Annotated in this window: 24 protein-coding genes; 11 read left to right on the top strand and 13 right to left on the bottom strand. The window is 46.6% G+C overall.

What is annotated here, in order from left to right; genetic code table 11:
• Nucleotides 1–108: 108 nt before the first annotated feature.
• From LPB140_RS04555 to LPB140_RS04540, 3 genes are all read left to right on the top strand, one after another.
• Complete coding sequence (locus LPB140_RS04555) at nucleotides 109–438, top strand: hypothetical protein (protein ID WP_072558844.1); 330 nt, start codon at nucleotides 109–111, stop codon at nucleotides 436–438.
• A 438-nt stretch (nucleotides 439–876) separates the two neighbouring features.
• Entirely contained in the window at nucleotides 877–3549 is a 2673-nt protein-coding gene (acnA, locus tag LPB140_RS04545) for an aconitate hydratase AcnA (RefSeq protein WP_072558842.1), read from the top strand.
• A 175-nt stretch (nucleotides 3550–3724) separates the two neighbouring features.
• Entirely contained in the window at nucleotides 3725–5320 is a 1596-nt protein-coding gene (locus LPB140_RS04540; protein WP_232223452.1) for a DUF389 domain-containing protein, read from the top strand.
• 21 nt (nucleotides 5321–5341) lie between these two features.
• On the opposite strand, the gene LPB140_RS04535 is transcribed toward LPB140_RS04540, so the two are convergent.
• Genes LPB140_RS04535 through ribB form a run of 3 tightly spaced genes read right to left on the bottom strand, consistent with a single transcriptional unit; the run spans nucleotide 5342 to nucleotide 7926 of the window.
• Entirely contained in the window at nucleotides 5342–6154 is an 813-nt protein-coding gene (locus tag LPB140_RS04535; protein WP_072558841.1) for a tetratricopeptide repeat protein, read from the bottom strand.
• A 41-nt stretch (nucleotides 6155–6195) separates the two neighbouring features.
• Nucleotides 6196–6618 (bottom strand): 6,7-dimethyl-8-ribityllumazine synthase, encoded by a 423-nt coding sequence (gene ribH / locus LPB140_RS04530; protein WP_072558840.1) that lies wholly within the window; start codon nucleotides 6616–6618, stop codon nucleotides 6196–6198.
• A gap of 24 nt (nucleotides 6619–6642) precedes the next feature.
• On the bottom strand, nucleotides 6643–7926 hold the full coding sequence (ribB, locus tag LPB140_RS04525) for a 3,4-dihydroxy-2-butanone-4-phosphate synthase (RefSeq protein ID WP_072558839.1): 1284 nt from the start codon (nucleotides 7924–7926) through the stop codon (nucleotides 6643–6645).
• A 152-nt stretch (nucleotides 7927–8078) separates the two neighbouring features.
• On the opposite strand from ribB, the gene LPB140_RS04520 reads away from it, so the two are divergent.
• Complete coding sequence (locus LPB140_RS04520) at nucleotides 8079–9617, top strand: hypothetical protein (protein ID WP_072558838.1); 1539 nt, start codon at nucleotides 8079–8081, stop codon at nucleotides 9615–9617.
• A gap of 24 nt (nucleotides 9618–9641) precedes the next feature.
• Here the strand turns inward: LPB140_RS04520 and LPB140_RS04515 are convergent, their stop codons facing one another.
• From LPB140_RS04515 to LPB140_RS04495, 5 genes are all read right to left on the bottom strand, one after another.
• On the bottom strand, nucleotides 9642–10277 hold the full coding sequence (locus tag LPB140_RS04515) for a glutathione S-transferase family protein (RefSeq protein WP_072558837.1): 636 nt from the start codon (nucleotides 10275–10277) through the stop codon (nucleotides 9642–9644).
• Nucleotides 10278–10350: 73 nt separating this feature from the next.
• A complete protein-coding gene (locus LPB140_RS04510) occupies nucleotides 10351–11922 on the bottom strand; it encodes an amino acid permease (RefSeq protein WP_072558836.1) in 1572 nt (523 codons plus the stop codon).
• 139 nt (nucleotides 11923–12061) lie between these two features.
• A complete protein-coding gene (locus LPB140_RS04505; RefSeq protein ID WP_072560346.1) occupies nucleotides 12062–12436 on the bottom strand; it encodes a histidine triad nucleotide-binding protein in 375 nt (124 codons plus the stop codon).
• 5 nt (nucleotides 12437–12441) lie between these two features.
• Complete coding sequence (locus LPB140_RS04500; protein ID WP_072558835.1) at nucleotides 12442–12762, bottom strand: phosphoribosyl-ATP diphosphatase; 321 nt, start codon at nucleotides 12760–12762, stop codon at nucleotides 12442–12444.
• A 36-nt stretch (nucleotides 12763–12798) separates the two neighbouring features.
• Nucleotides 12799–13380, bottom strand: a complete 582-nt coding sequence (locus tag LPB140_RS04495; RefSeq protein WP_083550010.1) for a MarR family winged helix-turn-helix transcriptional regulator — start codon at nucleotides 13378–13380, stop codon at nucleotides 12799–12801.
• A gap of 128 nt (nucleotides 13381–13508) precedes the next feature.
• Here LPB140_RS04495 and LPB140_RS04490 point away from each other — a divergent pair, with 128 nt between their 5' ends.
• Together LPB140_RS04490 and LPB140_RS04485 are read left to right on the top strand one after the other, a co-directional pair.
• Nucleotides 13509–14603, top strand: a complete 1095-nt coding sequence (locus LPB140_RS04490; RefSeq protein ID WP_232223451.1) for a branched-chain amino acid aminotransferase — start codon at nucleotides 13509–13511, stop codon at nucleotides 14601–14603.
• 61 nt (nucleotides 14604–14664) lie between these two features.
• Nucleotides 14665–15315: a YqaA family protein gene (locus tag LPB140_RS04485; protein WP_072558833.1), complete on the top strand. Its 651-nt coding sequence runs from the start codon at nucleotides 14665–14667 to the stop codon at nucleotides 15313–15315.
• Nucleotides 15316–15340: 25 nt separating this feature from the next.
• Here LPB140_RS04485 and LPB140_RS04480 read toward each other — a convergent pair whose 3' ends face one another.
• Nucleotides 15341–15760 (bottom strand): VOC family protein, encoded by a 420-nt coding sequence (locus LPB140_RS04480; RefSeq protein ID WP_072558832.1) that lies wholly within the window; start codon nucleotides 15758–15760, stop codon nucleotides 15341–15343.
• Nucleotides 15757–16251 carry a hypothetical protein gene (locus tag LPB140_RS04475; RefSeq protein WP_072558831.1) on the bottom strand — a complete coding sequence of 165 codons (495 nt, stop codon included), beginning with the start codon at nucleotides 16249–16251 and terminating at the stop codon, nucleotides 15757–15759. The genes LPB140_RS04480 and LPB140_RS04475 overlap by 4 nt, the downstream gene beginning before the upstream one ends.
• A 72-nt stretch (nucleotides 16252–16323) precedes the next feature.
• Between LPB140_RS04475 and lnt the strand changes: the two genes are divergently transcribed.
• Together lnt and metK are read left to right on the top strand one after the other, a co-directional pair.
• Nucleotides 16324–17949: an apolipoprotein N-acyltransferase gene (gene lnt, locus LPB140_RS04470; protein ID WP_072558830.1), complete on the top strand. Its 1626-nt coding sequence runs from the start codon at nucleotides 16324–16326 to the stop codon at nucleotides 17947–17949.
• 47 nt (nucleotides 17950–17996) lie between these two features.
• Nucleotides 17997–19208 (top strand): methionine adenosyltransferase, encoded by a 1212-nt coding sequence (gene metK / locus LPB140_RS04465; protein ID WP_072558829.1) that lies wholly within the window; start codon nucleotides 17997–17999, stop codon nucleotides 19206–19208.
• Between the two features lie 100 nt (nucleotides 19209–19308).
• Here the strand turns inward: metK and LPB140_RS04460 are convergent, their stop codons facing one another.
• Nucleotides 19309–20487, bottom strand: coding sequence for a GGDEF domain-containing protein (locus LPB140_RS04460; protein ID WP_083550007.1), 1179 nt, complete (start codon nucleotides 20485–20487; stop codon nucleotides 19309–19311).
• A 90-nt stretch (nucleotides 20488–20577) separates the two neighbouring features.
• Between LPB140_RS04460 and trmB the strand changes: the two genes are divergently transcribed.
• A complete protein-coding gene (gene trmB / locus LPB140_RS04455; RefSeq protein WP_072560341.1) occupies nucleotides 20578–21309 on the top strand; it encodes a tRNA (guanine(46)-N(7))-methyltransferase TrmB in 732 nt (243 codons plus the stop codon).
• A gap of 8 nt (nucleotides 21310–21317) precedes the next feature.
• Here trmB and LPB140_RS04450 read toward each other — a convergent pair whose 3' ends face one another.
• Nucleotides 21318–21854, bottom strand: a complete 537-nt coding sequence (locus LPB140_RS04450) for a hypothetical protein (RefSeq protein ID WP_072558827.1) — start codon at nucleotides 21852–21854, stop codon at nucleotides 21318–21320.
• 182 nt (nucleotides 21855–22036) lie between these two features.
• Here LPB140_RS04450 and LPB140_RS04445 point away from each other — a divergent pair, with 182 nt between their 5' ends.
• Nucleotides 22037–23209: a sensor histidine kinase gene (locus LPB140_RS04445; RefSeq protein WP_083550004.1), complete on the top strand. Its 1173-nt coding sequence runs from the start codon at nucleotides 22037–22039 to the stop codon at nucleotides 23207–23209.
• A gap of 10 nt (nucleotides 23210–23219) precedes the next feature.
• Nucleotides 23220–23966 carry a LytR/AlgR family response regulator transcription factor gene (locus LPB140_RS04440; RefSeq protein ID WP_072558826.1) on the top strand — a complete coding sequence of 249 codons (747 nt, stop codon included), beginning with the start codon at nucleotides 23220–23222 and terminating at the stop codon, nucleotides 23964–23966.
• A 66-nt stretch (nucleotides 23967–24032) separates the two neighbouring features.
• On the opposite strand, the gene LPB140_RS04435 is transcribed toward LPB140_RS04440, so the two are convergent.
• The gene (locus LPB140_RS04435; RefSeq protein ID WP_072558825.1) at nucleotides 24033–24410 is read right to left on the bottom strand and encodes a UrcA family protein; all 378 of its coding nucleotides are present in this window, start codon (nucleotides 24408–24410) and stop codon (nucleotides 24033–24035) included.
• Between the last annotated feature and the right edge of the window lie 84 nt (nucleotides 24411–24494).

Here is a 24494-nt window from a genome sequence, read left to right as displayed (position 1 = left end):
TGTTAAGAAGGCGGTATCTTCGGATGCCGCCTTTTTTATGCTATTGACTCAATGATATTAAAATGGCCAATATGTCCGCAGTTAAACATTTAAAATAGGACATATAATATGCCACCCTATATCCCCCATCTCACCCTATGTGCTGCGGCATTGCTATTCTCTGCAACCCCCGCCGCCGCACAGCAAGCCGGCAGCGAAGCTGAAAAACAATCCATGTCAGCCAATGCGCCAGCAAAAACAGATAAAGAAAATGTAAAAAACGCATCTTCACCCGAAGATCCCAATGAAATTGTGTGTAAAAAATTTCCGCCACCAGTTGGCACAAGGGTAAAGGGACGCAAAATTTGCAAAAGCAAGGCTCAATGGGCGGATGATGAGCGCGAAATTCAACAAGATTTGGACCGCCGCCAAACCCGAATGGGCCATCAATCGGGTTAAATGATGAATTTACTTGAGGTCCAGTGCGCTCGATATTGGCAATATATGAGGCTACTAAGACATAGCAAAAATGCTCTCGTAAGACGGGCAGTTCTAAAGAAAGAGCTGCCTAATTTAGCTAAAGCCACTCCCTTTCATATCTTAAAAAAGAGAATATTCTCTGAATTAAATAAGGGATAATAATTGTACAAAAATTGCACAATTTTATTGTAAAATATGGTGGGTGTGAAATGCCCGCCATTTTTTGTATAAAAATGCAGCTTTTTTGCACATTTAATGATGAACACCCCCCTTGTGGGCTTTGCAAATAGTTCAACATGGTTTAAGGGCGTGACTGTAAGATTAAACAAACCTCCGATTGACGATCCAGCTTGAAACATAGGTAATTGCTGCGTTCGCCATTCCCCAATCGGCCAGTATATGTAGAATGGAACACAGATGACCGCACTTGGCAATGATAGCTTAAACAGCCGCGACACGTTAAACGTGAATGGCACCGAACTTCACATTTTTTCATTGAAAAAAGCATCCGAAAAATTGGGTGATATTTCACGTCTGCCCATGACGTTGAAAATTTTGTTGGAAAATATGCTGCGTTTTGAAGATGGCGGTTTTACCGTTGCTGTTGCCGATGCTCAGGCGGTGGTTGATTGGCAAAAAGAACAAAAATCCAGCCATGAAATTCAATATCGCCCTGCGCGTGTTTTGATGCAGGATTTCACCGGTGTTCCTGCCGTGGTGGATTTGGCCGCCATGCGCGATGGCATTAAAAAATTGGGCGGCGATGCGGAAAAAATCAACCCACAAGTGCCCGTGCATTTGGTGATTGACCATAGTGTGATGGTCGATGAATTTGGCACTGCGCAAGCATTTGAAGACAATGTGGCATTGGAATATGACCGTAACAAAGAACGTTATGAATTCCTAAAATGGGGCAGCAAGGCATTTGATAATTTTAAGGTTGTTCCTCCCGGCACGGGTATTTGCCATCAGGTTAATTTGGAACATATTGCAAAGGCTGTATGGACCTCTAAAGGCCCTGATGGCGCAATGATTGCCTATCCCGATACCTGCGTCGGCACGGACAGCCACACCACCATGATTAACGGCCTTGGCGTTCTTGGCTGGGGCGTTGGCGGGATTGAGGCAGAGGCCGCCATGCTTGGCCAACCTGTTTCCATGCTTATCCCCGAAGTGGTTGGATTCAAACTAACTGGTGAATTGGCAGAGGGTATTACCGCGACCGATTTGGTTTTGACCTGTGTTCAAATGCTTCGTGAAGTGGGCGTTGTGGGCCGCTTTGTTGAATTTTATGGCCCTGGCGTTTCTGCTTTGTCACTTGCCGATCGCGCAACCATTGCCAATATGGCGCCCGAATATGGCGCGACCTGCGGATTTTTTGGCATTGATGATAAAACGCTTGAATATATGCGCCTGACAGGCCGTGATCAGCAGGATATTGACGTTGCAGAGGCATATGCAAAGGCACAGGGTTTCTGGCTTGACGATAATGTAGAGCCCATTTTCACCCGCACATTGGAATTGGACATGTCAGGCGTTGTTCCATCGCTTGCCGGTCCAAAACGTCCACAAGACCGCGTAAAATTATCCGAATTGGATGACAGCTTTAATGGCGACATGACCAAGGTTTTTGGCCGCCCAGCCGAAGGCGCACGTGTCGCCGTCGAGGGACAGGATTATGACATTGGCGACGGCGATGTCACCATTGCCGCCATTACCAGCTGCACCAACACATCCAACCCATCGGTTTTAATCGCCGCTGGCTTGGTCGCGCAAAAAGCACGCGCCCTTGGCCTATCGCGTAAACCATGGGTGAAAAGCTCGCTTGCCCCGGGAAGCCAAGTTGTGACCGATTATTTGATTGAAGCTGGCCTTCAGGATGATTTGGACGCCATGGGCTTTAACCTTGTCGGTTATGGCTGCACCACCTGTATCGGCAATAGCGGCCCATTATTACCCGCCATTTCAAAGGCGATTAACGATAATGATTTGGTTGCGGCATCCGTATTGTCGGGCAATCGTAACTTTGAAGGCCGCGTCAGCCCAGATGTGCGCGCAAATTACCTTGCTTCACCTCCATTGGTTGTTGCCTATGCGATTAAGGGAACAGTTCGTGAAGATATTTACGCAACCCCCATTGGCGAAGGCACAAATGGCCCCGTATTCTTAAAAGATATTTGGCCCAGCAATGCCGAAGTTGCCAACGCAATGGCCGGCGCGGTTAACCGTGAAATGTTCGCCGCACGCTATGCCAATGTTTATGATGGCGGCGATCGTTGGAAAGCGATTAGCATTACCGGCGGCGATACATATAGCTGGCAATCAGGTTCAACCTATGTGCAAAATCCTCCCTATTTTGATGGCATGGAAATGACCCCTGCCCCTGTTGGTGATATTGTGGATGCAAAACTTTTGGCCGTATTGGGCGACAGCATCACCACCGATCATATTTCGCCTGCCGGTTCGATTAAGGAAGATTCGCCTGCGGGTGAATATTTGCGCGATCATCAGGTCGCCAAGGCTGATTTTAACAGCTATGGCAGCCGTCGCGGCAATCATGAAGTGATGATGCGCGGCACATTTGCCAATATTCGCATTAAAAATGAAATGGTCGCCGGTGTTGAAGGCGGCATGACCCGTTATAATGGCGAGGTCATGTCCATTTATGATGCCGCCATGCGTCATAAAGCAGATGGCAATGGCTTAATCGTTGTTGCGGGCAAGGAATATGGCACAGGTTCTTCACGTGACTGGGCCGCAAAGGGCACCAATTTATTGGGCGTTAAGGCGGTTATCGTGGAAAGCTTTGAACGTATTCACCGTTCAAATTTGGTCGGCATGGGCGTGTTGCCTTTACAGTTTGAAGAAGGCACAACACGTGCAACTTTGAACATTACCGGCGATGAAAGCTTTAGCATTAAGGGCGTTTCAACATTGAAACCGCGCCAATTGGTTGAGGTTGAAATGACCAGAGCCGATGGCACAAAGATTGTATTTAATGCCGTTTCGCGCATTGATACCGCCAATGAAATGGAATATTTCTTAAATGGCGGCATTTTGCATTATGTGCTGCGTAAATTGGCTAGCTAAGCCTTTTTACCTATAATATTCATAAGGAAGCGGGCCATTGTCGCCCGCTTTTTTATTTGGCGAAGTGGCATAAAGGCGATAAGATAATTGCCGCAATAGGGAGGGATATGTTCACATGAATAATAATATCGAACATCAAATTTTTGCGCCAAATCAACATAAATAAGAAAATATCATGACCCAAATAACCGACAAAAAATCCATCTCTCAAATAATGCAAAGCTTAATCTTACGTGCCAAGGCGAAACAGCGCCAATTCACCCTATGGTGGGATAAAGCAGAACGAGAGGTGGACCAATCCAGCGTCATTGCAAAAATTAAGGACGAATCCATTTATTCGCCGCGATATATTTTCATGACATGCATGTCGGCGGGCATTGCAATTTTGGGATTATTGCTATCTTCGCCAGCGGTGGTTATTGGCGCCATGCTTTTATCCCCGTTAATGGGGCCGATTTTGGGTGTTGGATTTGCGCTGTCCATTGGTGATAGTGATTGGATGAAACGCGCCGGGGCGACATTGGCCATTGGCACCATTGTGTCGATTTTATTTTGCGCCTTCATCGTTTTCATATCGCCATTGCAAACCGTGACATCGGAAATTGCGGCGCGGACACGGCCAAATTTATTGGATTTCGGCGTTGCCTTATTCTCCGCCGCTGCCGGTGCCTATGCCATGATAAAAGGGCGCGAGGGCACCATTGTCGGCGTGGCCATTGCCACCGCGTTAATGCCGCCATTGGCCGTGGTTGGCTTTGGCCTTGCCACATTAAATTGGACGGTATTTTGGGGTGCATTATTATTGTTCATCACTAACTTTGCCACCATTGCCCTGACCGCTGCGGTCATGGCGCGCATTTATGATTTCCGTTCATCGCTCTCGCCCCGCCAAACCCGTGCACAAACCATTGGCATCATCATCAGCTTTTTTATCTTTGCCCTGCCGCTTGGCCTTACCCTGCAACAGGTTGCGTGGGAGGCATCGGCCACCAGAGAGGCGCAAAAGTTAATCCGCGCAGAATTTGGCGAGGATGCCCGTCTTTCCCAAATGGAGGTCGAATTTGATAGCGAGCAGGTTTTAATTCGCGGCACTGTTTTTACATCATCCTTGGATGTTGAGGCGGAACAACGGGCATTAAATGCCCTGCAAGAATATTTGGATAGACCGGTGGCGTTGGATTTGGACCAATTTCATGTTGGCACGGAAAGCAGCGCGGCCGAGGCAGCACAGCTTGCCGCAGCAAATAATCAAAAAAGAGCGCAAGATCAGGCGGCATTGGACCAAAAATTAAGCCAATTATCGTTAATTTCCAATATTGCGGCCAATCAAATCATCATTGATGAACAGAAAAAATTGCTATTGGCACAGGCAAAACCAATTTCCGGTGCGGGAATAGAGGTTTATTTTGTCATGGAAAACCGGATCAACCAGACAAAATCAGATTGGACTGCCCATATATTGCCGCCATTATCGGCATTGCCCAATTATAATTTGCCCAATATTGAACAAGCACAATTGCCCGCCGCGCAACAGGGTGCAACGCAGCAAGGCACAGCACAGCAACTCAAACAAAGCCAAGCCGTGCCTGCTTTATGGATTTGGGCCGCAAAAAGATTGAACATGCCGCTGATTATTTCTGGACGTGAAGCGGATTTGGCCAGAGTGCGTGCAGCATTAAATGATGCAGCTATTGCTTATGAAACACGCCCCACTTCCTCTGCTCAAGCGGGCATTATTTCGGCAAGCTGGAAAATCGCGGCCGCACCTTAAAATAATTAGGATGAAGATTTTTCAGGATTCAGTGCCGAATGATAGATTATATTTTACAATAATATTATTCATTTCATCGACAAGTAATGCTATTTGTTCATCTGTTAAATCTGGCCTTAATTCATCACAAAGATTATGGCCATTTTTACTTCCCAACTCGCCGCCTATGCAAAAATAAGCGAGCCCTAAAAGTTGATCTATTTGAGTGCCCTGTCCATGAAAATAAATCCTTCCAATATTCGTAAATGCCTCATTACTAGCTTTGGATGCGGCAATCTCATAATATTCTCGTGCTTTGGCATAATCCTGCCTTACGCCGCGCCCATTTCCATACATAGCGCCCATGCTTACAGTGGCATCAATTGATCCTGCCTCAAATGATTTTTCAATCCATTTAAACGCCTCAACGGGATCTTCCGCCCCACCTAATCCGCTATCCAACATAACCCCATAGCACCATTGGGCATAAACATTGCCTCCTATGGCTGCATTTTTATAATGGAACCGCGCCAATTCTAAGTTGATTTCAGTACCTTTGCCATTATCATATGACCAAGCAAGATATACTTCTGCTTCTATATCGCCGCTTTCGGTCTGCTTCTTGGCCAATGCAAAGGCGGCATCATAATCACCATTATGTGAATATTTATAGATTAAATCTATTGGCTTTTCGCTAATGCCTTGCCCATCCAAAGGAATTTGGATGGTTTCAGCATTATTTTCATTTTGTGAGATAGCAGCCGAAGCAGGATAAGCAGCGGCAACTAAAAAAGCCGCCGCCTGTAAATATAATATATATTTAATAAAGCCTCCTAATATAAGCTGATATTTCATCACCTTATATTATGCCCTTAAATAAATATTATGCAATAATTTTATGCGGCGAAACGTTGCCCCAATTCATAAAGCGCAATGGCAGCCTTGGCCGCCTCACCGCCCTTATCCTTTTCATCCGGCTTTGCGCGGGTCAGGGCCTGTGCCTCATTTTCCACCGTTAAAATACCATTGCCGATTGCTACACCGTCCATGGTAAGCGCCATGATACCGCGCGCGCTTTCGCCCGCCACAATTTCAAAATGATAGGTTTCACCGCGAATAACAACGCCGACGGCGACATAGCCATCAAATTCGCCGCTTTCCACGGCCAGCGAAATTGCACCGGGAATTTCCAATGCGCCGGGCACAGTTAACACCTCAAATTCATGGCCGCTGCGCTTTAACTCTGCGGTCACGCCCTTTATCATCAAATCGTTCAAATGGTCGTAAAAACGCGCCTCTACGATTAAAAATTTGGCCATATTTTTTTCCTATTTCAAATAAATTTACGGTAAATCAATGGGCCGTTCACCCACAATTGACAATCCATATCCGGCAAGCCCGACAAGGCTGTGGCTGCTATTGCTTAACAATTCCATATCATGAACGCCCATTTCGGCAAGAATTTGTGCGCCCACGCCATAATCGCGAAGCTCGCCCATATCATCATCTTGTTTCTCACCCGCCTGCGCCTTTACCACGCGGGTAAAGCCATCGGGCAAGGGACGGTTAATCACAACAATAATGCCCGAACCTTCTTTCCCAATAATTTCCATGGAACGCGACAATATTGACCCGCGATCCCCCGTTTCGCCAAATATATCGGCAAAAGGTGACAAAGCATGCATCCGAACCAAAGTCGGTTTATCGGGGTTTACATGCCCCTTTTGCAAGGCGATTTGTTCGCTTTGTGTTGCCTTATTATAAAAAGTAAAGACGCGCCATTCACCGCCCCATTTACTGGTAAAGCTGGCCTCTGCGCGTTTTTCAACCAAATGATCATATTGGCGGCGATAGGCGATAAGGTCACGTATCGTACCAATTTTCAAACTGTGCAAATGGGCAAATTCGACCAAATCATCAAGCCGCGCCATTGTGCCATCTTCGTTCATAATTTCACATATAACGCCCGATGGGTTTAATCCGGCAAGGCGTGAAATATCAACCGCCGCCTCAGTATGGCCGGCACGGACAAGAACCCCGCCCTCCCGCGCGACAAGGGGGAAAACATGGCCCGGTGTGACAATATCATCCGCGCCCTTTGCCGGGTCAATCGCCACAGTAATGGTGCGCGCTCGGTCCGCCGCCGATATGCCGGTGGTCACGCCTTCGCGTGCCTCAATCGACACGGTAAAGGCGGTTTCATGGCGGGTTTCATTTTTGCGGCTCATCAAATCAAGGCCAAGCTGCCCCACACGTTGTTTTGTCATGGACAGGCAAATTAACCCACGGCCATATTTGGCCATAAAATTAATTGCCTCAGGAGTGGCCATTTGCGCGGGGATAACCAAATCCCCCTCATTTTCGCGGTCCTCATCATCAACCAAAATAAACATGCGGCCATTGCGTGCCAAATTGATGATTTCTTCGGGCGTAGCCATGACCGATTTGCCATCACGCGCCAAATATTTTTCCAGCCGCGCCAAAGTATCGGCGGTGGGATTCCACTCATCCGAACCAATATGGCGCAGGCTGTTTACATGCAGGCCCACGGCGCGGGCAAGGCCCGCTCGGCTTATTTCTCCGCTCTCAACAAGAGCAACGACTTTTTCGATTAGATTTTGACTCATTGCTATAAAATATCTTTTTATAATGTGATTTCAAGTTATTTCTCACATTATGATGTGATTTTTATGCATAATAACAGCCTTGACCCCATATAAATAAAGTTTAATCATATAGTTAAATTAAAATAAATGCCTCCAAAATGATAGGATAAAATATGTCATATATAGCCCCAAATACCCCCGTCATTATTGGTGTAGGGCAATATAATGATAATATAAATGGTTCAAATTATCGCGCCTTATCCCCCGTTCAATTGGCGGGTGAGGCGATGAAATTGGCCATTAATGATTGCGGGGCGGCGCAAAATGTGGCGCAGCACATCAACCTTATCACCGCCATCAGGCAATTTGAGATTTCAACGCCCGTGGCAAAGGCCCCCTTTGGCACATCCAATAATGTGCCGCGTTCCATTGCCAAAATAATCGGCGCAACCCCCGAACATGCGATATTGGAGGTTGTCGGCGGCCAAGGTCCGCAAAAAATGGTGGGTGAAATTGCCACCAATATTTCCACAGGGGAAATAGAATGTGGCGCCATTGTGGGATCAGAGGCGATTTCCACCATGTTGGACCTGATGAAAAAGGGCGAAAGCCCAAATTGGGGCGAAGATATTGGCGGGCAATTGGACGATAGAGGCTATGGCATGTCGGGTCTGTTCGATGCCACCATGTTACCGCATGGCATTATGTCGCCTATCCCGGCCTATGCCATATTTGAAAATGCACGAAGGGCCAAATTGGGCATGAACGCCGATGATTATCGCGCAGATATGGCCGCATTATTTGCCCCCTTTACCAAAATTGCCGCCTCCAATCCCTATGCCGTAATGCGCGAAGAACGAAGCGCACAGCAGCTGGCGCAAATTGACGCGCGTAACCGCCTTGTCGCATCACCCTATCCCCGCATGATGGTGGCGCGGGACCAGGTGAATTTGGGCGCGGCGATTATCATCAGCAGCTATGCTAAGGCGGTGGAAATGGGCGTGCCGCCGCATAAAATGATTTTCATCCACGCCTCCACCGATGCAAAGGAGGCAAGCTGCCTAACCCGTCCTGATCTGTCCGATATGCCGCAAAGCCGCCATGCTATACTTAAAGCATTGAACATTGCGGGTATAGAAGCACAGCAAATCGACGCATTTGACCTATATAGCTGCTTTCCCTTCCCAGTATTTTGCGCGGCAGAGGCGCTTGGCCTGTCCAAAGACGACCCGCGCGGCCTTACCCTGACCGGCGGGCTGCCCTATTTTGGTGGGCCGGGCAATAATTATAGCATGCACGCCATTGCCGAGGCGGTTCAATATTGCCGTACCAATATGGGTAAATATGCGCTTGTCGGGGCAAATGGCGGCTTTGCCAGCAAATATTCGGTGGGGATATATTCCACCTATCCGGCAAATTGGCAGGATGGCGATAAATGGCAAAAAATTGACGATGAGGAAGGCAATATCCAATTATTAGATAGCCATGATGGGCCGGCCATTATTGAAAGCTATACCGCCCAGCCAAAGGGGGATGGAATGGCCGTCACTATCATTGCCCGCACCGATGATGGCGCGCGTGTTTGCGCGATTATTGACAAGGCGCAGGCAAAGGCGGCGGCCGAACAGTTGGATAGGGCGGAATTCAACCTGCCCATCATGATAAAGCCGCATGAAAAAGGCCGCAATATCGCGGCCCTTTCCTTCACATAATTTAGATTTCGCACATCAAAAAATTTAACGGCTTAACATCTTTTTTTCACGCGCAACTTGCGCGGCGAAGCTGTCACGCGCCAAAACCCGCTTCAACCATGAGGTAATTTTTGGATATGTCGCTGCGTCCAGCTCTACCCCGCCATGCGACAGATTGATAAACACGCCCGCCAACGAAATATCAGCTAAGGTGAAATCTTTGCCCAGCAAATAACCCTCATCTGGGACTTCGCTTTCCGCCCATGCCAATAAGGGCGGCAGGTCATTTTTTTCTGCATCATCGGCGGCGGCCATATCGCCTTCCCTGCCCATAAATTTCGGCGCAACCACACGGTTAAAGAATATTTTACCCAATGTAGCGGCAAAGACCGTATCTGCCACCTCGTCAAACCAAATTGCCTTGCCCCGCAACTGTGCATCATTGGGGATTAAGGCCGCGCCATATTTGCCTTCCAAATAATGCACAATGGCAGAGGAATCGGCCAAGCAATAATCACCATCCTGTATGGCGGGCATTTTACGCAGCGGCGATGCGGCAAGAAATTCTGGATCTTGTGAACCAAGGTTAACGGGGCGCAGTTCAAAATCAATTTTGCGTTCTACGCAATAAATCATCACCTTGCGAACAAAGGGCGACAATGGTGCACCAAAAATTATCATATTATTCCTCCAAAAAATTATTGCGATAAAAAAGGGGGCATATCGCCCCCTTCTCCATTAAGTTTTTAATCTTTTATACAACCGGTCCGCCATCAACGGGGCGATGTGGTGCATCATCGTCAAGGCTATGCACCTCAACTATGCCCTTGCCCACATGGCTGCGGCTATATCCATATAGGAAATAAATCACCATACCAATGGCCGCCCATGCAGGAAGCACAATCATCGCCTCAAATGGTAGATTTAGGAATAGGAACACACAGCCAATAATGGTTGCAGGACCAACAAACCACAGCATCGGTGTTTTAAACGACCGTTCGCGATTTGGATCACGCTTACGAAGCAACATCACCGCAATGGCCACCATCATAAAGGCATAAAGCGTGCCTGCATTGGCGATATCGGCCAATTGACCCACGGGCAAAAATGCCGCTGCAAATGCAACCACTGCGCCAGTAATCGCGGTCACCACATAGGGCGTGCCCCATTTTGGGTGAATTTTTGACAATGATTCCGGCAGCAATCCATCACGCGCCATCACAAAGAAGATACGCGTTTGACCGAATAGTAAAATCAAAATTACCGAAGGCAATGCAATAAATGCCGCATAGCCAAGCATGTTGCCAATAGTGCCAAAACCAATTTCACGCAGCACATGGGCCAATGCCTCATTTGAACAAACCAATTTAGCCGAATGTTCCGCCATTGCACATTGACGTGCCAATTCTTCTGAACCAGCGGGGAAAGGAATGCCATTTGGCCCCATAATTGGTTGGCCGCCAATTGTGCCCACTGCACCTGCCGCGACCAAAATATAGAAAATGGTGCAAATTAACAATGAACCAATTAAGCCAATGGGCACATTGCGTTGCGGGTTTTTGGTTTCTTCCGCTGCTGTGGAAACCGCGTCAAAACCAACATAGGCGAAGAAAATTGTCGCCGCCGCGCCAACCGCGCCAATGCCCGAACCCAAACCGCCAAATACGCCAGCAGGCAAAAATGGGTTGAAATTGGCCATTTCCGATTTTGGCAAAGTAAGGATGATAAAGGTAGTTAATGCAGTAACCTTAATCGCCACCAAAATGGCATTTACCTTTGCCGATTCACTGGTGCCAATCATCAACAACCATGTCACCAATAATGCGATGACAACAGCAGGAAGGTTAATTAAACCGCCCTCTATCCCGCCAAGGACCAATGGGCCGCCCGCCAAAAATGCAGGCAATTGCACCCCAAAGGTTTCCTGTAATATCGTTCCGGAGAAATATCCCGACCAGCCCACGGCAACCGCAGACGCCGCCACCGCATATTCAAGCACCAAGGCCCAACCGACCGTCCATGCCAAAATTTCACCCATTACTGAATAGGTATAGGTATAGGCCGAACCCGCCACCGGCAGCATTGATGCAATTTCAGCATAGCAAAGCGCCGCCACAATGCAGATTAAACCGGCAATTGCAAATGCCAGCATCAGGCCAGGGCCTGCCTTTTGTGCGCCGGCAGATGTCAGAACGAAAATACCCGTCCCGATAACACAGCCCACACCAAATAAAGTTAATTGCAGCGCACCCAATGTGCGCGGCAATGCCTTTTTCTTTGCCGTCGCGAGAATATCGTCAATCGGCTTTACCCGTCCAAATATCATAAAAACTCCCCTTAAATCCCAATTGGTCGATGCCAATGGGTCTTCGTGCCTCTAAACCTAGTCAGAAAATAATCCTGCGCAACTATATTATGTCTCTTTTTGCCGCATTTTGTGTATTTTCCAGCGAAAGACAAAAATTTTATCGCGCCAACATCGGGCCAAGTGGGCGCCCCGCCAAAATATGAACATGTAAATGCGGCACTTCTTGATGGGCATCTTTACCAATATTGGCCAATAGACGATAACCGCTATCGACCACTCCGGCATCACGCGCCACCATGCCCACTGCGCGAATAAATCCCGCAATTTCAGCATCGGATGCATGTGCTGTAAAATCATCAAAACTGACAAATGCGCCCTTTGGTATCACCAAAATATGATGCGGCGATTGCGGGTTAATATCATGAAAGGCAAGCGCAAATTCATCTTCAAAAACCTTATTACACGGAATTTCCCCGCGTAAAATTTTGGCAAAAATATTTTGTTCGTCATAGGCCGCGTGCGGATCAACCATATTATTCAACCATCTTTCCTATTTGCTTTTTCTTCCAATCCCGACATCCCCTTGCGCGATTCCAATTCGGCAAAAACATCATGTATAGAAAGCCCCATATCAGCGAGCAGCATTAAATGGTGGAACATCATATCGGCGGATTCGGCGATAACCTGTTTTTTCTTTCCCAACATGGCGGCAATGACCACCTCAACCGCTTCCTCACCCAGTTTTTTGGCAATTTGCTGCCTGCCTTTGGAGCGTAATTTGGCGACATAGCTTTTCTTTGGCGATTCCTTGCGCCTTATCCTGATGACTTCTTCCAACCGATCAATTGTCTCACTCATTTTTTCAGGCCCATTCTTAAAAATAAATTTACGCGATTATATATTTTGCAGCTCATTCACCAATGCCTTATCCGCATTGGGGATTAAGGCATGGAGAACTTGCCAAAAACCACTTACCGCCTCTTGCCCCGCCTCGCTATATGCCAGCGACATTTTTTGCTTTAACCGTTCAAATAATTTTTGTTCCATCGCCGCGCCCTCATTGGTCAAACGCAATAATTTTTGACGGCGGTCCTTGTCTCCGGGGCGTGTTTCCACCAAATTTCTCTCGATTAACTCGTTCAGCACACGGCCCAATGATTGTTTGGTAATCGCCAAATAAGCCAATAATTGCCCCACATTTATATCGGGCTGGCGGGCAATAAAATATAATGTACGGTGGTGCGCACGGCCCAAACCCTGAACATCCAATAATTCATCAATTGAACTGGTAAATCGGGTATAACCAAAAAATAAAAGCTCAGCTCCGCGCCGAACCTCCTCCTCCCGCAGGAAAAGCGGCGATGCGGTAAATTGTCCATTTTGCGAAGACGAAGAACCACGCGATGCGCCCTCCAATTTGCTTTTGCCAATTGAAGACAAGGGACCGGATGGATATATTTTTAATGGGTCAACCATATTGACGTATCTTGCCATTAGATTTATGCATCTGCAAGCAATAATGATGCAACATATTTTCAAATTAAGTAATTATATATTTTTGCATTTTATATCGTCAAAAATATAGCTGGCCGGAGTAAATAATAGTGCGCGATCAACATGACGGGTTTAACATCCAACCATCAACCAATCCCACATCAGCCGAAGCACGCACGGCCAAAATTGCCGATCCCGGCTTTGGTAATATTTTCACCGATCATATGGCCGTGATAAATTATAGTCAGGATAAGGGATGGCATGATGCCCGCATTGTGGCGCGCGGTCCATTGTCGCTTGACCCTGCAACCGCCGTTTTGCATTATGCACAGGAAATTTTCGAAGGAATGAAGGCATATCGATTGGCCGATGGTTCAATCGGCCTGTTCCGGCCACAGGAAAATGCCGCGCGGTTTAATTTATCGGCGGACCGTATGGCAATGCCGCAAATTGATGAAAATCTGTTTATTGAGGCAATTGAGCAATTGGTGAAAATTGACATGGACTGGTTCCCCAATGTCGATGGCGGGTCATTATATTTGCGCCCATTCATGTTTGCGAGCGAGGTTTTCCTTGGCGTGCGCCCTGCCAAAGAATATATGTTCATCGTCATCGCCTCCCCCGTTGGTGCATATTTCAAAAAAGGCGCGGATGCCGTGACCATTTGGGCGTCCGAAAATTACAGCCGCGCGGCAAAGGGCGGCACGGGCGCGGCCAAATGCGGCGGAAATTACGCCGCCAGTTTAATCGCACAGGCAGAGGCAGCCAAAAATGGATGCGATCAGGTGGTGTTTTTTGATGCAGCCGAACATGAATGGGTGGAGGAATTGGGCGGCATGAACCTGTTCTTCATTTTTGATGATGGCAGCATCTTAACCCCGCCGCTTTCCGGCACTATTTTACCCGGCATTACGCGTAAATCCATTTTGCAATTGGCCAAGGACCAGGGTTTGCGCGTGCGTGAAGAACGTTATAGCCGCCAACAATGGGAAGATGACAGTAATTCAGGCAAATTATTGGAATGTTTTGCATGCGGCACCGCCGCCGTGGTTAGCGCAGTGGGCAAAGTAAAATCTTCACGCGGCGAATTTACCATCGGCAATGGCAGCACCGGCCAAATGACCGTAAAATTGCGCCAATTATTGGTCGATATTCAACGCGGGAATAGCGATGACAGCTATGGCTGGGTTAAAAAAATCACATAATCGTCGTTTATATAATGATGTTCTGCTTTTCACTTACCTATTTATAATCTAGGCCATATTCATGTTACGCAAACTTTATGATTGGACGATTGAAAAATCGGCCCACCCCCATGCAGAACGCTGGCTTTTTGCGATTTCCTTTATGGAAAGCAGCTTTTTCCCGATTCCACCCCATCCATTATTGGGTTTAATGTGCCTATCCAATCCGGATAAGGCATTGCGCTATGGCGTGATTTGCACATTATCGTCGGTTTTGGGCGGTTTATTTGGTTATATGATTGGCTATCTTGCCTATGAAAGCATAGGCATAGCGTTGTTAAAGGCGCTTGGCCTATGGGAAAGTTTCCCCCAAGCGGCCTGTTATTTGCGCGAATATGGCGCTGAGATGATTTTGATAAAGGGTGCAACGCCCATTCCATTCAAACTTATCACCTTAACCGCTGGCTTTATTCATATGGATTTATGGACCTTTATATGGTCCAGCATGATAAGCCGTTCGGTGCAATTCATGCTTGTTGGCTTTTTATTCTGGAAATTTGGCGCACCGATTAAGGTTTTTATTGAAAAATATTTAGGAATTTTAAGCGCGGCATTTTTAATTTTGGTGATTGGCGGATTTATTATTGTTGGTATGTTGGGCGGCAAAGGTTCATCCAAAGAAAGCCACCTTTGCTCAAATGTCACATCAATTGAACAGGTGATGGGGAAATAATATATTTTCTTCTTAAATAATGTTTTTAAGTCGCAAAAATCATATCATCATGGGCAAATGCCTTAAACTCCAATGCATTGCCTGCCGGATCGGTGAAAAACATGGTGGCCTGTTCTCCTGCTTGCCCCGCAAATCTTATGGTTGGTTCAATCGCAAATTTAATACCCGAACTGGTTAAACTTTCGGCCAATAACTGCCAATCATCCATGGTCAGCACCACGCCAAAATGCGGCACGGGCACTTGATGCCCATCCACCGGATTATGTGCCATATGGCGCTGTTTATCTTCATCCAAATGCACCACAAATTGATGGCCATATAGGTTGAAATCAATCCATTTGTCGCTGCTGCGCCCCTCTGCACATCCCATAATCCGTCCATAAAAATCGCGCGCATCGGCCAAATTATCGACCGTCACGGCCAAATGAAAGGGACGAATATTCATGGATTAACTTCCTCTTCATGGGCCAATGCATCGCCCGCAGCTTCATTTTGCGCCTCAATCTGCGCCTGTATTTCAGCATCACGGGCCAAATCCGTGCGCATCAATTTGGTGCATTTGTCCATTTGCCCATCCAAATATGCCTGTGCATTGGCGTTATCAATGCTTGTGCGTTGCAGATGCTCGGCCGCTTCCTTAAAATATAGCGCAATAATTTCGCGCGGCTCACCGGTTTCCCGCATCAATTCTTCACCCGCAAAACCAATCCATTTTTTGCCTTCGCCGCGCATATCATGATATTTTAAGGCGCTGGCAATGCCTCTATCCTGCTCTGCTGCGACCAATGCAATGCTTGCCACGCAATAAATTTTTTCCTGTTGCGCCGCGGTCAATGGCTTTGATATAATTGGCGCCGCATCGCCAGCTGTCTGATTGGATTGCATCGCCATTGGAAATAATGACAATGCCGCGATAAATGTCTTTAATATCATCATAGCAGGCAGTTTATCGTAAAGCAGCGCTTTGGCCAATTGCTATTTTGTCTATATTTGGGCAAGAGTTTATCCATGGAAAAAATCACCCATATTATTGCCCGCCATCCGCATATATTTTTGTTACTTATCGGGGCGATATCCGCCACGGGATTTGCGCCATGGGGACTATGGCCGTTCACCTTAATGGCCTTTGCCTATTTAATCGCGCATATTTATGCCGCCGTCTCCGCGAGGCAGGCATTTGGTGCCGCATGGATTTTTGGCGTTGGACATTTTACCATTGGCAATAATTGGATTGCCACCGCCTTTACTTTTCAAGCAGCAATGCCCGCTTGGCTTGGCTGGATTGCGGTGGTCTTGCTTGCGCTTTATTTGGCGCTATTTCCCGCTTTTGCATCGCTTGGCAGCTATATTTTGGGACAAAAGCTAAAACAATATTTTACCGTGGGTTCGATTCCCACCCTGTCTTTCATTTTAATATTTGCCGGTTTTTGGACGATATTTGAATGGCTACGCGCCACTATTTTCACTGGATTTGCATGGAATCCATTGGGCGTTATCTTGGTTGATATTGGCGGCATAGCGCAGCTTATCGGCACATATGGCCTTTCATTATTGATGATATTCATCGCCGGCACTTTATGGATATTGGCGCGGCAGCAATATCACCATGCCATGATTATCGGCGGTTTCAGCATGGCGATGCTCGCTTGCTCTGCATTTTTAACCTATATTGGCGGCACATCATTACAAATTGCGCCCAAAATTGCCCAATATATTACCGTGGTGCAACCCAATATTCCGCAATCCAATAAATATGAAGCCAGCGCCGAGGCGATAAATTATAAAAAATTATCGACGCTTTCCACCGCATCCAAAAATGCACCGCCGCGCCTTATCCTATGGCCAGAGGCGGCCATTCCATGGCAATTGGAATCGGGCTATCCCTATTATGCCTATCGCGGGCAACCCGGCGACAGCGCGGTGGCAAGCCGCATGCTGTTAACCCAATTGATGAATAAGGATGATGTGCTGATTACCGGTTCTGACCGATTGGAATTTAACGCGCAGGATGATGTGATTGGCGCGCGCAACAGCATTTTTGCCATTTCCCAAAATGCTGATATTTTGGGGAAATATGATAAGGCCCATCTTGTCCCCTATGGTGAATATTTGGCGCTTCGGTGGTTGCTTGAACCATTGGGGTTAACCCGATTAGTCCCCGGCGCGATTGATTTTTGGCAGGGGCCTGGACCGCGCACATTGGATTTGGGCAGGGATAGCCACGGTCTTCACCGCCCCAAAATGGGCGTGCAAATATGTTATGAAATTATATTTTCCGGCAATGTTATTGACCGAAAAAACCGCCCTGATTTTATCTTTAACCCATCAAATGACGCATGGTTTGGCACATGGGGGCCGCCGCAGCATTTGGCACAGGCCCGCCTTCGCGCGGTTGAGGAGGGGCTGCCCGTAATCCGGTCCACCCCCACGGGGATAAGCGCGATTGTCGCGGCCAATGGGCGTATAGTTAAATATATTAAGCCCGGGGTTGCAGGGCGAATTGACGCGCCCCTGCCCCCGCATAATGCCGAAACATTTTTCGCCAAATGGGGTAATATAGTGCCACTTATTCTTGCCCTATTGATAATATTTCTTGGCTCATTTTGGGTTGTCAGAAACAAATATTCGGTTTAAGTGCAGCGCACATAAACTTTTCTTTATATCTTTTCAACGGATTCAACATGCCCTCAACCTATTTATTCACATCTGAAAGCGTATCCGAAGGTCATCCTGACAAGGTTTCAGACCAAATTTCGGATGCTATTGTTGATTTGTTTTTATCAAAAGATCCCGAAGCGCGGGTGGCATGTGAAACCATGACGACCACACAGCGCGTGATGTTGGCCGGCGAAATTCGCGGCAACAATATTATGGATGAATATGGCAATTGGGCAGACGGTATTCAGGCTGAAATTGAACAAACCGCGCGCCAAGTGGTCCGTGATATTGGATATGAACAAGATGGATTTCATTGGGAAACATTTGAATTTTCCAACCATCTGCACCCGCAATCGGCCCATATCGCACAGGGCGTTGATGCCGCAGAAAATAAAGATGAAGGCGCAGGCGACCAAGGGATAATGTTCGGATATGCATCCGATGAAACCCCCGATTTAATGCCCGCGACATTGGATTATAGCCATAAGATTTTGGCCCAAATGGCCGCTGACAGGCATAGCGGGGCTGCGCCATTTTTGGAACCAGACAGCAAAAGCCAAGTAACATTGCGCTATGTTGACGGTGTGCCAATTGCCGCAACCGCAATTGTCGTGTCCACCCAGCATAAGGAAGGATATGATGCCGGCGATAAAGAGGCCGAACTTCACACCTATGTCAAAAATATCGTGGCGCAAATTTTGCCCGCGCATTTATTATCCGACGACACCCAATATCATATCAACCCAACGGGCAGCTTCGTTATCGGCGGGCCAGATGGCGATGCGGGCTTAACTGGCCGTAAAATCATTGTTGATACCTATGGCGGGGCCGCACCGCATGGCGGCGGCGCATTTAGCGGCAAAGACCCCACAAAGGTTGACCGCAGCGCGGCCTATATCACCCGTTATTTGGCAAAAAATATTGTTGCCGCCGGATATGCAACAAGGTGCACCATACAATTGGCCTATGCTATTGGGGTGTCGCACCCCCTATCATTATATGTTGATACGCATGGCACCGGCACAGTGAGTAATGAGGCGATTGAAAATGCCATAAATAGCCTTGAATCCCTAGGCGGTTTAACGCCCAAGGCAATTCGAACCAAATTACAATTGAACAAAGCTATTTACCGCAAAAGCGCAGCCTATGGCCATTTTGGCCGCAAGGCAGAGGGCGATTTCTTCCCATGGGAGAAATTGGACTTGGTAGATGAGTTGAAAAAAGCCATTGGATAAATAATCCAATAACATAATTATAGTGTCGATATGCATGGAATATAGGGTTATTTCATGCATATTTTTTGCGCATTTTCAAAACTCTCTGCGCAGATTTGGGTTATGATTGATGCGCCATACCCTTTACCGAGAATGAAAAATCCACCCGATCAACAATCACTTTATTGCGGCCCTGTGATTTTGCACGATACATCATAAAATCCGCGCGGCGCACAATGCGCTTTATCGCCTCGCCCTCTTGGCCAATGGCCGCGCCGATGCTGACCGTTACATTTTGCCCTCGGCCCAACATATCATGTTTCAACATGCCAATGGCAACCCGCACATTTTCGGCCAATTGTTCGGCAATGGGGCTGCTATTTTTATTCAACACCACCATAAATTCCTCACCACCAGTCCGCGCCACCTTGCCATGCATTTGCAAAACATTTTGCAATATCTGGCCAATGGATGCCAAAATGCGGTCGCCTACAAAATGCCCATATTGATCGTTAATCGCTTTAAAATGGTCAATATCAATCACCAATATGGCGCGGCCTTCCCAAATCTCCCCCCCATATTCATTTTCTTGTTCAGAAATAAATTCGGACATGCCCCTGCGGTTTAACAATGATGTTAATTGATCGGTCACCGCCAATTGATGTTGGAAATTTATTTTTACCGACGCCATTAAAAATAAATAAAGATTGGATGCCAATATCGCCATGAACGCGGTGGAAAAATAAATTAAATCATGATGCAGCATATGTGCCTGTGCATCGGACATGCGCGACATATTTATATAAACCACCAACACGCGCAGCAAATTTATACAGGTGACCATGCATAAAAAACTTTGCAAAATACGGTTTACAAAAGTTTGATTTCCCAGACGTAAAGTACGTAATCCAGACAGGATTATCGCAGCGGAGCATAGCTCAAAAATTAAAAATAATCGCGGCGCATCTATGGCAGCCTTTGATGCAAAATAAACGCAAAACCCGCCCGCAATGCTGATAATGCCAATCATCTTAAAATCCAGCTTCACCTTGACATAGGATGCAGCAGACAGCGCGATAGCCACGCTGGAGAACCAAAAAAGCCCGCCAATGGCAAATAAGTCAAGCGAATGTATATGCCTTAAACCAATGGACGTTTCCTGCAAAACGGCCAAAACGGCGCATAATAATGTCGCCGATAAAAATAACGCAGATCTCTCCCGCGTATATGCATATAGCGCAGCAAAAACGCCGGCGAAGCTGAAAAATAGCAAAAAGAGGAATAGTTGAAACTTGTCCATGATGATGATTTAAACTCAAATGCCGAAAATAAGGTTAATGCAAATGTAAATTTTGCTTGCCAAAATTGGCGCAAAATGGTTCGACAAATTATGTCTGATAAATATGAAAATGAAGCCGATATTGCGGTCGATCCGCTTTCCCTAAACCGTCTTTATGGTCGGTCAAAGGGTAAAAAATTGCGCGAGGGTCAGCAATATTTGCTTGATAATCTGCTGCCACAAATCAGCGTGCCAGAACAAGGCGACATTAACAGCAAAATATTATTTGGCGATGAACGCCCCTTGCATTTTGAAATTGGATTTGGCGGGGGCGAACATATGGCATATCGCGCCAATATGTTACCGGATCATGGTTTTATCGGTTGTGAACCATTTATCAACGGCGTGGCGCAGCTTTTGCCGCAAATTGAAAATTATGACAATATGGGGCCATTGGCCAATATTCGCCTGCATATGGGGGATGCCTTATCAGTATTGAAAAGGTTGCCGGATGAAAGCCTGTCCTTTGCCTATTTATTGCACCCCGACCCATGGCCAAAGGCACGTCACGCGAAAAGGCGGATGATGAATGACGGACCAGTGGGCCTTATCCATCAAAAATTAAAAGCCGGCGGCGAATTTCGGTTTGGCACCGATCATCCCATTTATGTGCGCCATGCATTGATGGTAATGCAAAGAAACCGCGATAAATTTATATGGCTGAATAATGGGCCACAGGATTTTCAAAACCGCCCCTCTGGCTGGCCGCAAACCAGATATGAGGCAAAGGCACGTCGATTGGGCCATGAAATATGGTATTTTAGATATCAAAAACCGGCATGAAATAATTTTCAAGGGCCAGATTTTTCAATCCATTCGGGATAGAAACTAGGCTCGCGCCGTGACCAACCGGTTGCAGTGGCGGCGGCTTCGCTAATCGATTGCAGCAATGTTTTTCGCATATCGGGGTGCAAATGCGGCAAAGATGCCGCCGCGCAAAAAATTGCAGGCAGCCATGGCCGCGCCTCTGCGCCGATTAACCGTTCATATAAAAAACGAAAAGCCGAAAAACTATTGATACGATTTTGGCCAAGGTCAAATGCCGCCAAGGTTATAAGCGGGCTTAAAAAAGTTTCGCTTTCCTCAATTGATGCACTGGCGGGAATTAAGGCGCGAATTTCCGGCAATCGTTTATAAATGCTTTTTTGAGCGCTGATACTGGCCGCCTCTTGCCTATCGCGCGACCATAAAATAACTGCATCATGACGTTCAAATGCAACATCAAGGGATCGGCGAATATATCTTTGCGTTGCCGCAGCAAAGGAAGCAAATTCCTTTATTTCTATCAATGTAACCCCGCCTGTATTTTTTTCCTGACGTTTTTGCATATCCCATCCTTTTATATCGATGAAATATGCTTATCGCTTAATATGATTAGCATTTGGTTAACCATTATTTTTTGCCGCTCATGCCTGAATTTCGTTCAATGTTTCGACAAAGCCGGACAAATGTTCGACCAGCATATGTGAAAAATGCATATTTTTAGAATTTTTCTTTTATAGTCGCCATTATGAACAAAATTTTATCCAAATTGGAAAAACGCACGTCGAACAGGCCATTGGTTGACAATAAATTGGCCTTGCTGACCATTATCGGATTTTGGTTATTTTATGCGTTAATCGTCTCTTTGCGCTCTGCGGTGATGGATTTTCCGCAACAAGGTGAATTGGCCATGCGCCGTTTTACCGTTACCGCCGTGGGTATTATTTTGACATGGATGCTATATTTATTTTTGCGGCTTTTTGACCGCAAGGCAATAAATGAACGTATTTCGGCGGCATTTATAGGCGCCATTCCCTGTGCCATATTGATTGCAGTGTTTAATTATTGGGTGTTTAATATTTACGATCCGGTCAGCCTGTTTGATGATCCCCAAAAATATCAAGAATTGACCAAAAAAGCGCGCGAATTATTTGGCGTGACCAAGGGGCAGGAAATCGCAGAAATCGCGATTAGTCGCTATTTCTTTATCATATCATGGGCTTTAATGTTCATCGCGTTAAGCTATTCCAAGGAGGTCCGGCTTGCCGAACGGCGCATTTCCCGTTTGGCACAGGCCGCAAAGGATAGCGAATTGCGGTCATTAAGATATCAAGTGAACCCGCATTTTTTGTTCAACACGTTAAATTCATTAAGTGCGCTGGTCATGCGCGGGGACAAACAAAGCGCCGAGGCGATGATTATGAACCTGTCCACTTTTTATCGCCATTCATTATCCAATGACCCGCTAGACGAAGTGCCATTGGGCGAGGAAGTGGAATTACAAAAATTATATTTGGCAATTGAAAAGGTAAGATATCCCGATCGGTTAATATGTCATTTTGATATAGAAGATGGTTTAATCGATCTGCGCGTGCCGGGTTTAATCCTGCAGCCATTGATTGAAAATGCCATTAAATATGGTGTATCAAACACACGCCGTCCGGTGACAATTTCGGTGCGCGCATTTACCGATAATGGTTTTGCCAAAATCATCATTAGCGACGATGGAGAGCAACAGCCCGCCCATCAAAATGACGAACAAAAACGACAAAGCAATGGCATTGGCCTTGCCAATGTACGCGACCGTTTAGAAGTGCGATTTGGCCCTGATGCCAATATGACCTATGGCCCGATGGAAAATGGCGGCTATCAGGTGATATTATCCATCGCCTTATATAAAAATAATCTTCTTCCAAATTAAGGGTAAATAAATGTTGTTAAATAAAGATATTATCCGCCTTATCATTGTTGATGACGAACCATTGGCCGTGGAGCGATTGGAATTATTATGCCGCGATATAAAGGAATTGGAAATTGTCGGCACCGCCAATGATGGCGAAGAAGCATTGGAAAAAATTAAGGCGTTAGAGCCCGATTTAATTTTAATGGATATAGCCATGCCGCGCATGACGGGGATAGAGGCCGCGCGCAGCATAGCCATGTTGCCTAAAAAGCCCAAAATCATCTTTATCACTGCTTTTGATAATTTTGCATTAGAAGCATTTGATCTTGACGTGGTCGATTATGTGTTAAAACCCGTTGCCCCCGAAAGATTGGGCCGCGCAATTAGCCGCGCCGCCGAAAGTATCGGAGAGGATAATGATAGCCCATCCCCGTCAAATGACAAATATACACAGGAATTTTGGGTTTCCCACCGCAGCGAGTTAATTCGCGTGGCCGCCGATGATATTAGGCGGATTGAGGCGGAGCGCGATTATATGCGCCTGTTCACCGGTGAACGCAGCTATTTATTGCATCAAACCATCAGCTCTTTGGAAGAAAGGCTTAATCCAGCGGCATTTCAACGTATTCACCGCAGCCATATTATACGCACTGATAATATTCGCGGCCTGCGCCATGAGGGCGGCGGGGTGTGGTTTGCGTTATTAAATAATGATGAATCAATTCGCATTGGCCGTAAATATCTGGCCGATGTGAAAAAACTTGCCGGTAAATAATCTATATTTTTTGCGAAAAAAAAGGGCGGTGAAAACCGCCCATATATTATCCATGATTTATGGTAATTAATTGCCGACTATCACGGCTTTATTTGACGCAAATTGGTCTTTCTCGTCCTGATTATTTTTCATTTGTGCAATGGCAATGGTCACCTTCACCTTTGCCTGTTTATAGGCAATTTGCTGACAATCGCGGCGCGCGCTTTGTATTTTCAGGCTTTCTTTGCCATTTGCGCCGGACAAACCACAAACTTTCTTAGACGCGGCATAAATTCTATTATCCATTGCTTCTTGGCCCGCTTTGCTGGTCAAATCCAAATCGGCATAGGAAATATTGACCGCTGACATGCTGTCTTGCTGCGCATAAACGGGCGAGAGAGCAAGAGACGTTCCGCCACATCCGATAATTGCCAAAGCGCTTAATTTTGATCCAATTTTTTTCATCTGCATTTCCTTTTTTAATCAAGGCATCATGCCTTTGGGAGAAGAAGCAGACGGGCGATGTTAAGAAGTAGGGAACTTGGTTGT

Source organism: Sphingorhabdus lutea (genome assembly GCF_001889025.1).
Lineage (GTDB): Bacteria > Pseudomonadota > Alphaproteobacteria > Sphingomonadales > Sphingomonadaceae > Sphingorhabdus_B > Sphingorhabdus_B lutea.
Note: the sequence above shows the minus strand (reverse complement) of the source record. Positions and strands in the feature narration are given on the sequence as shown.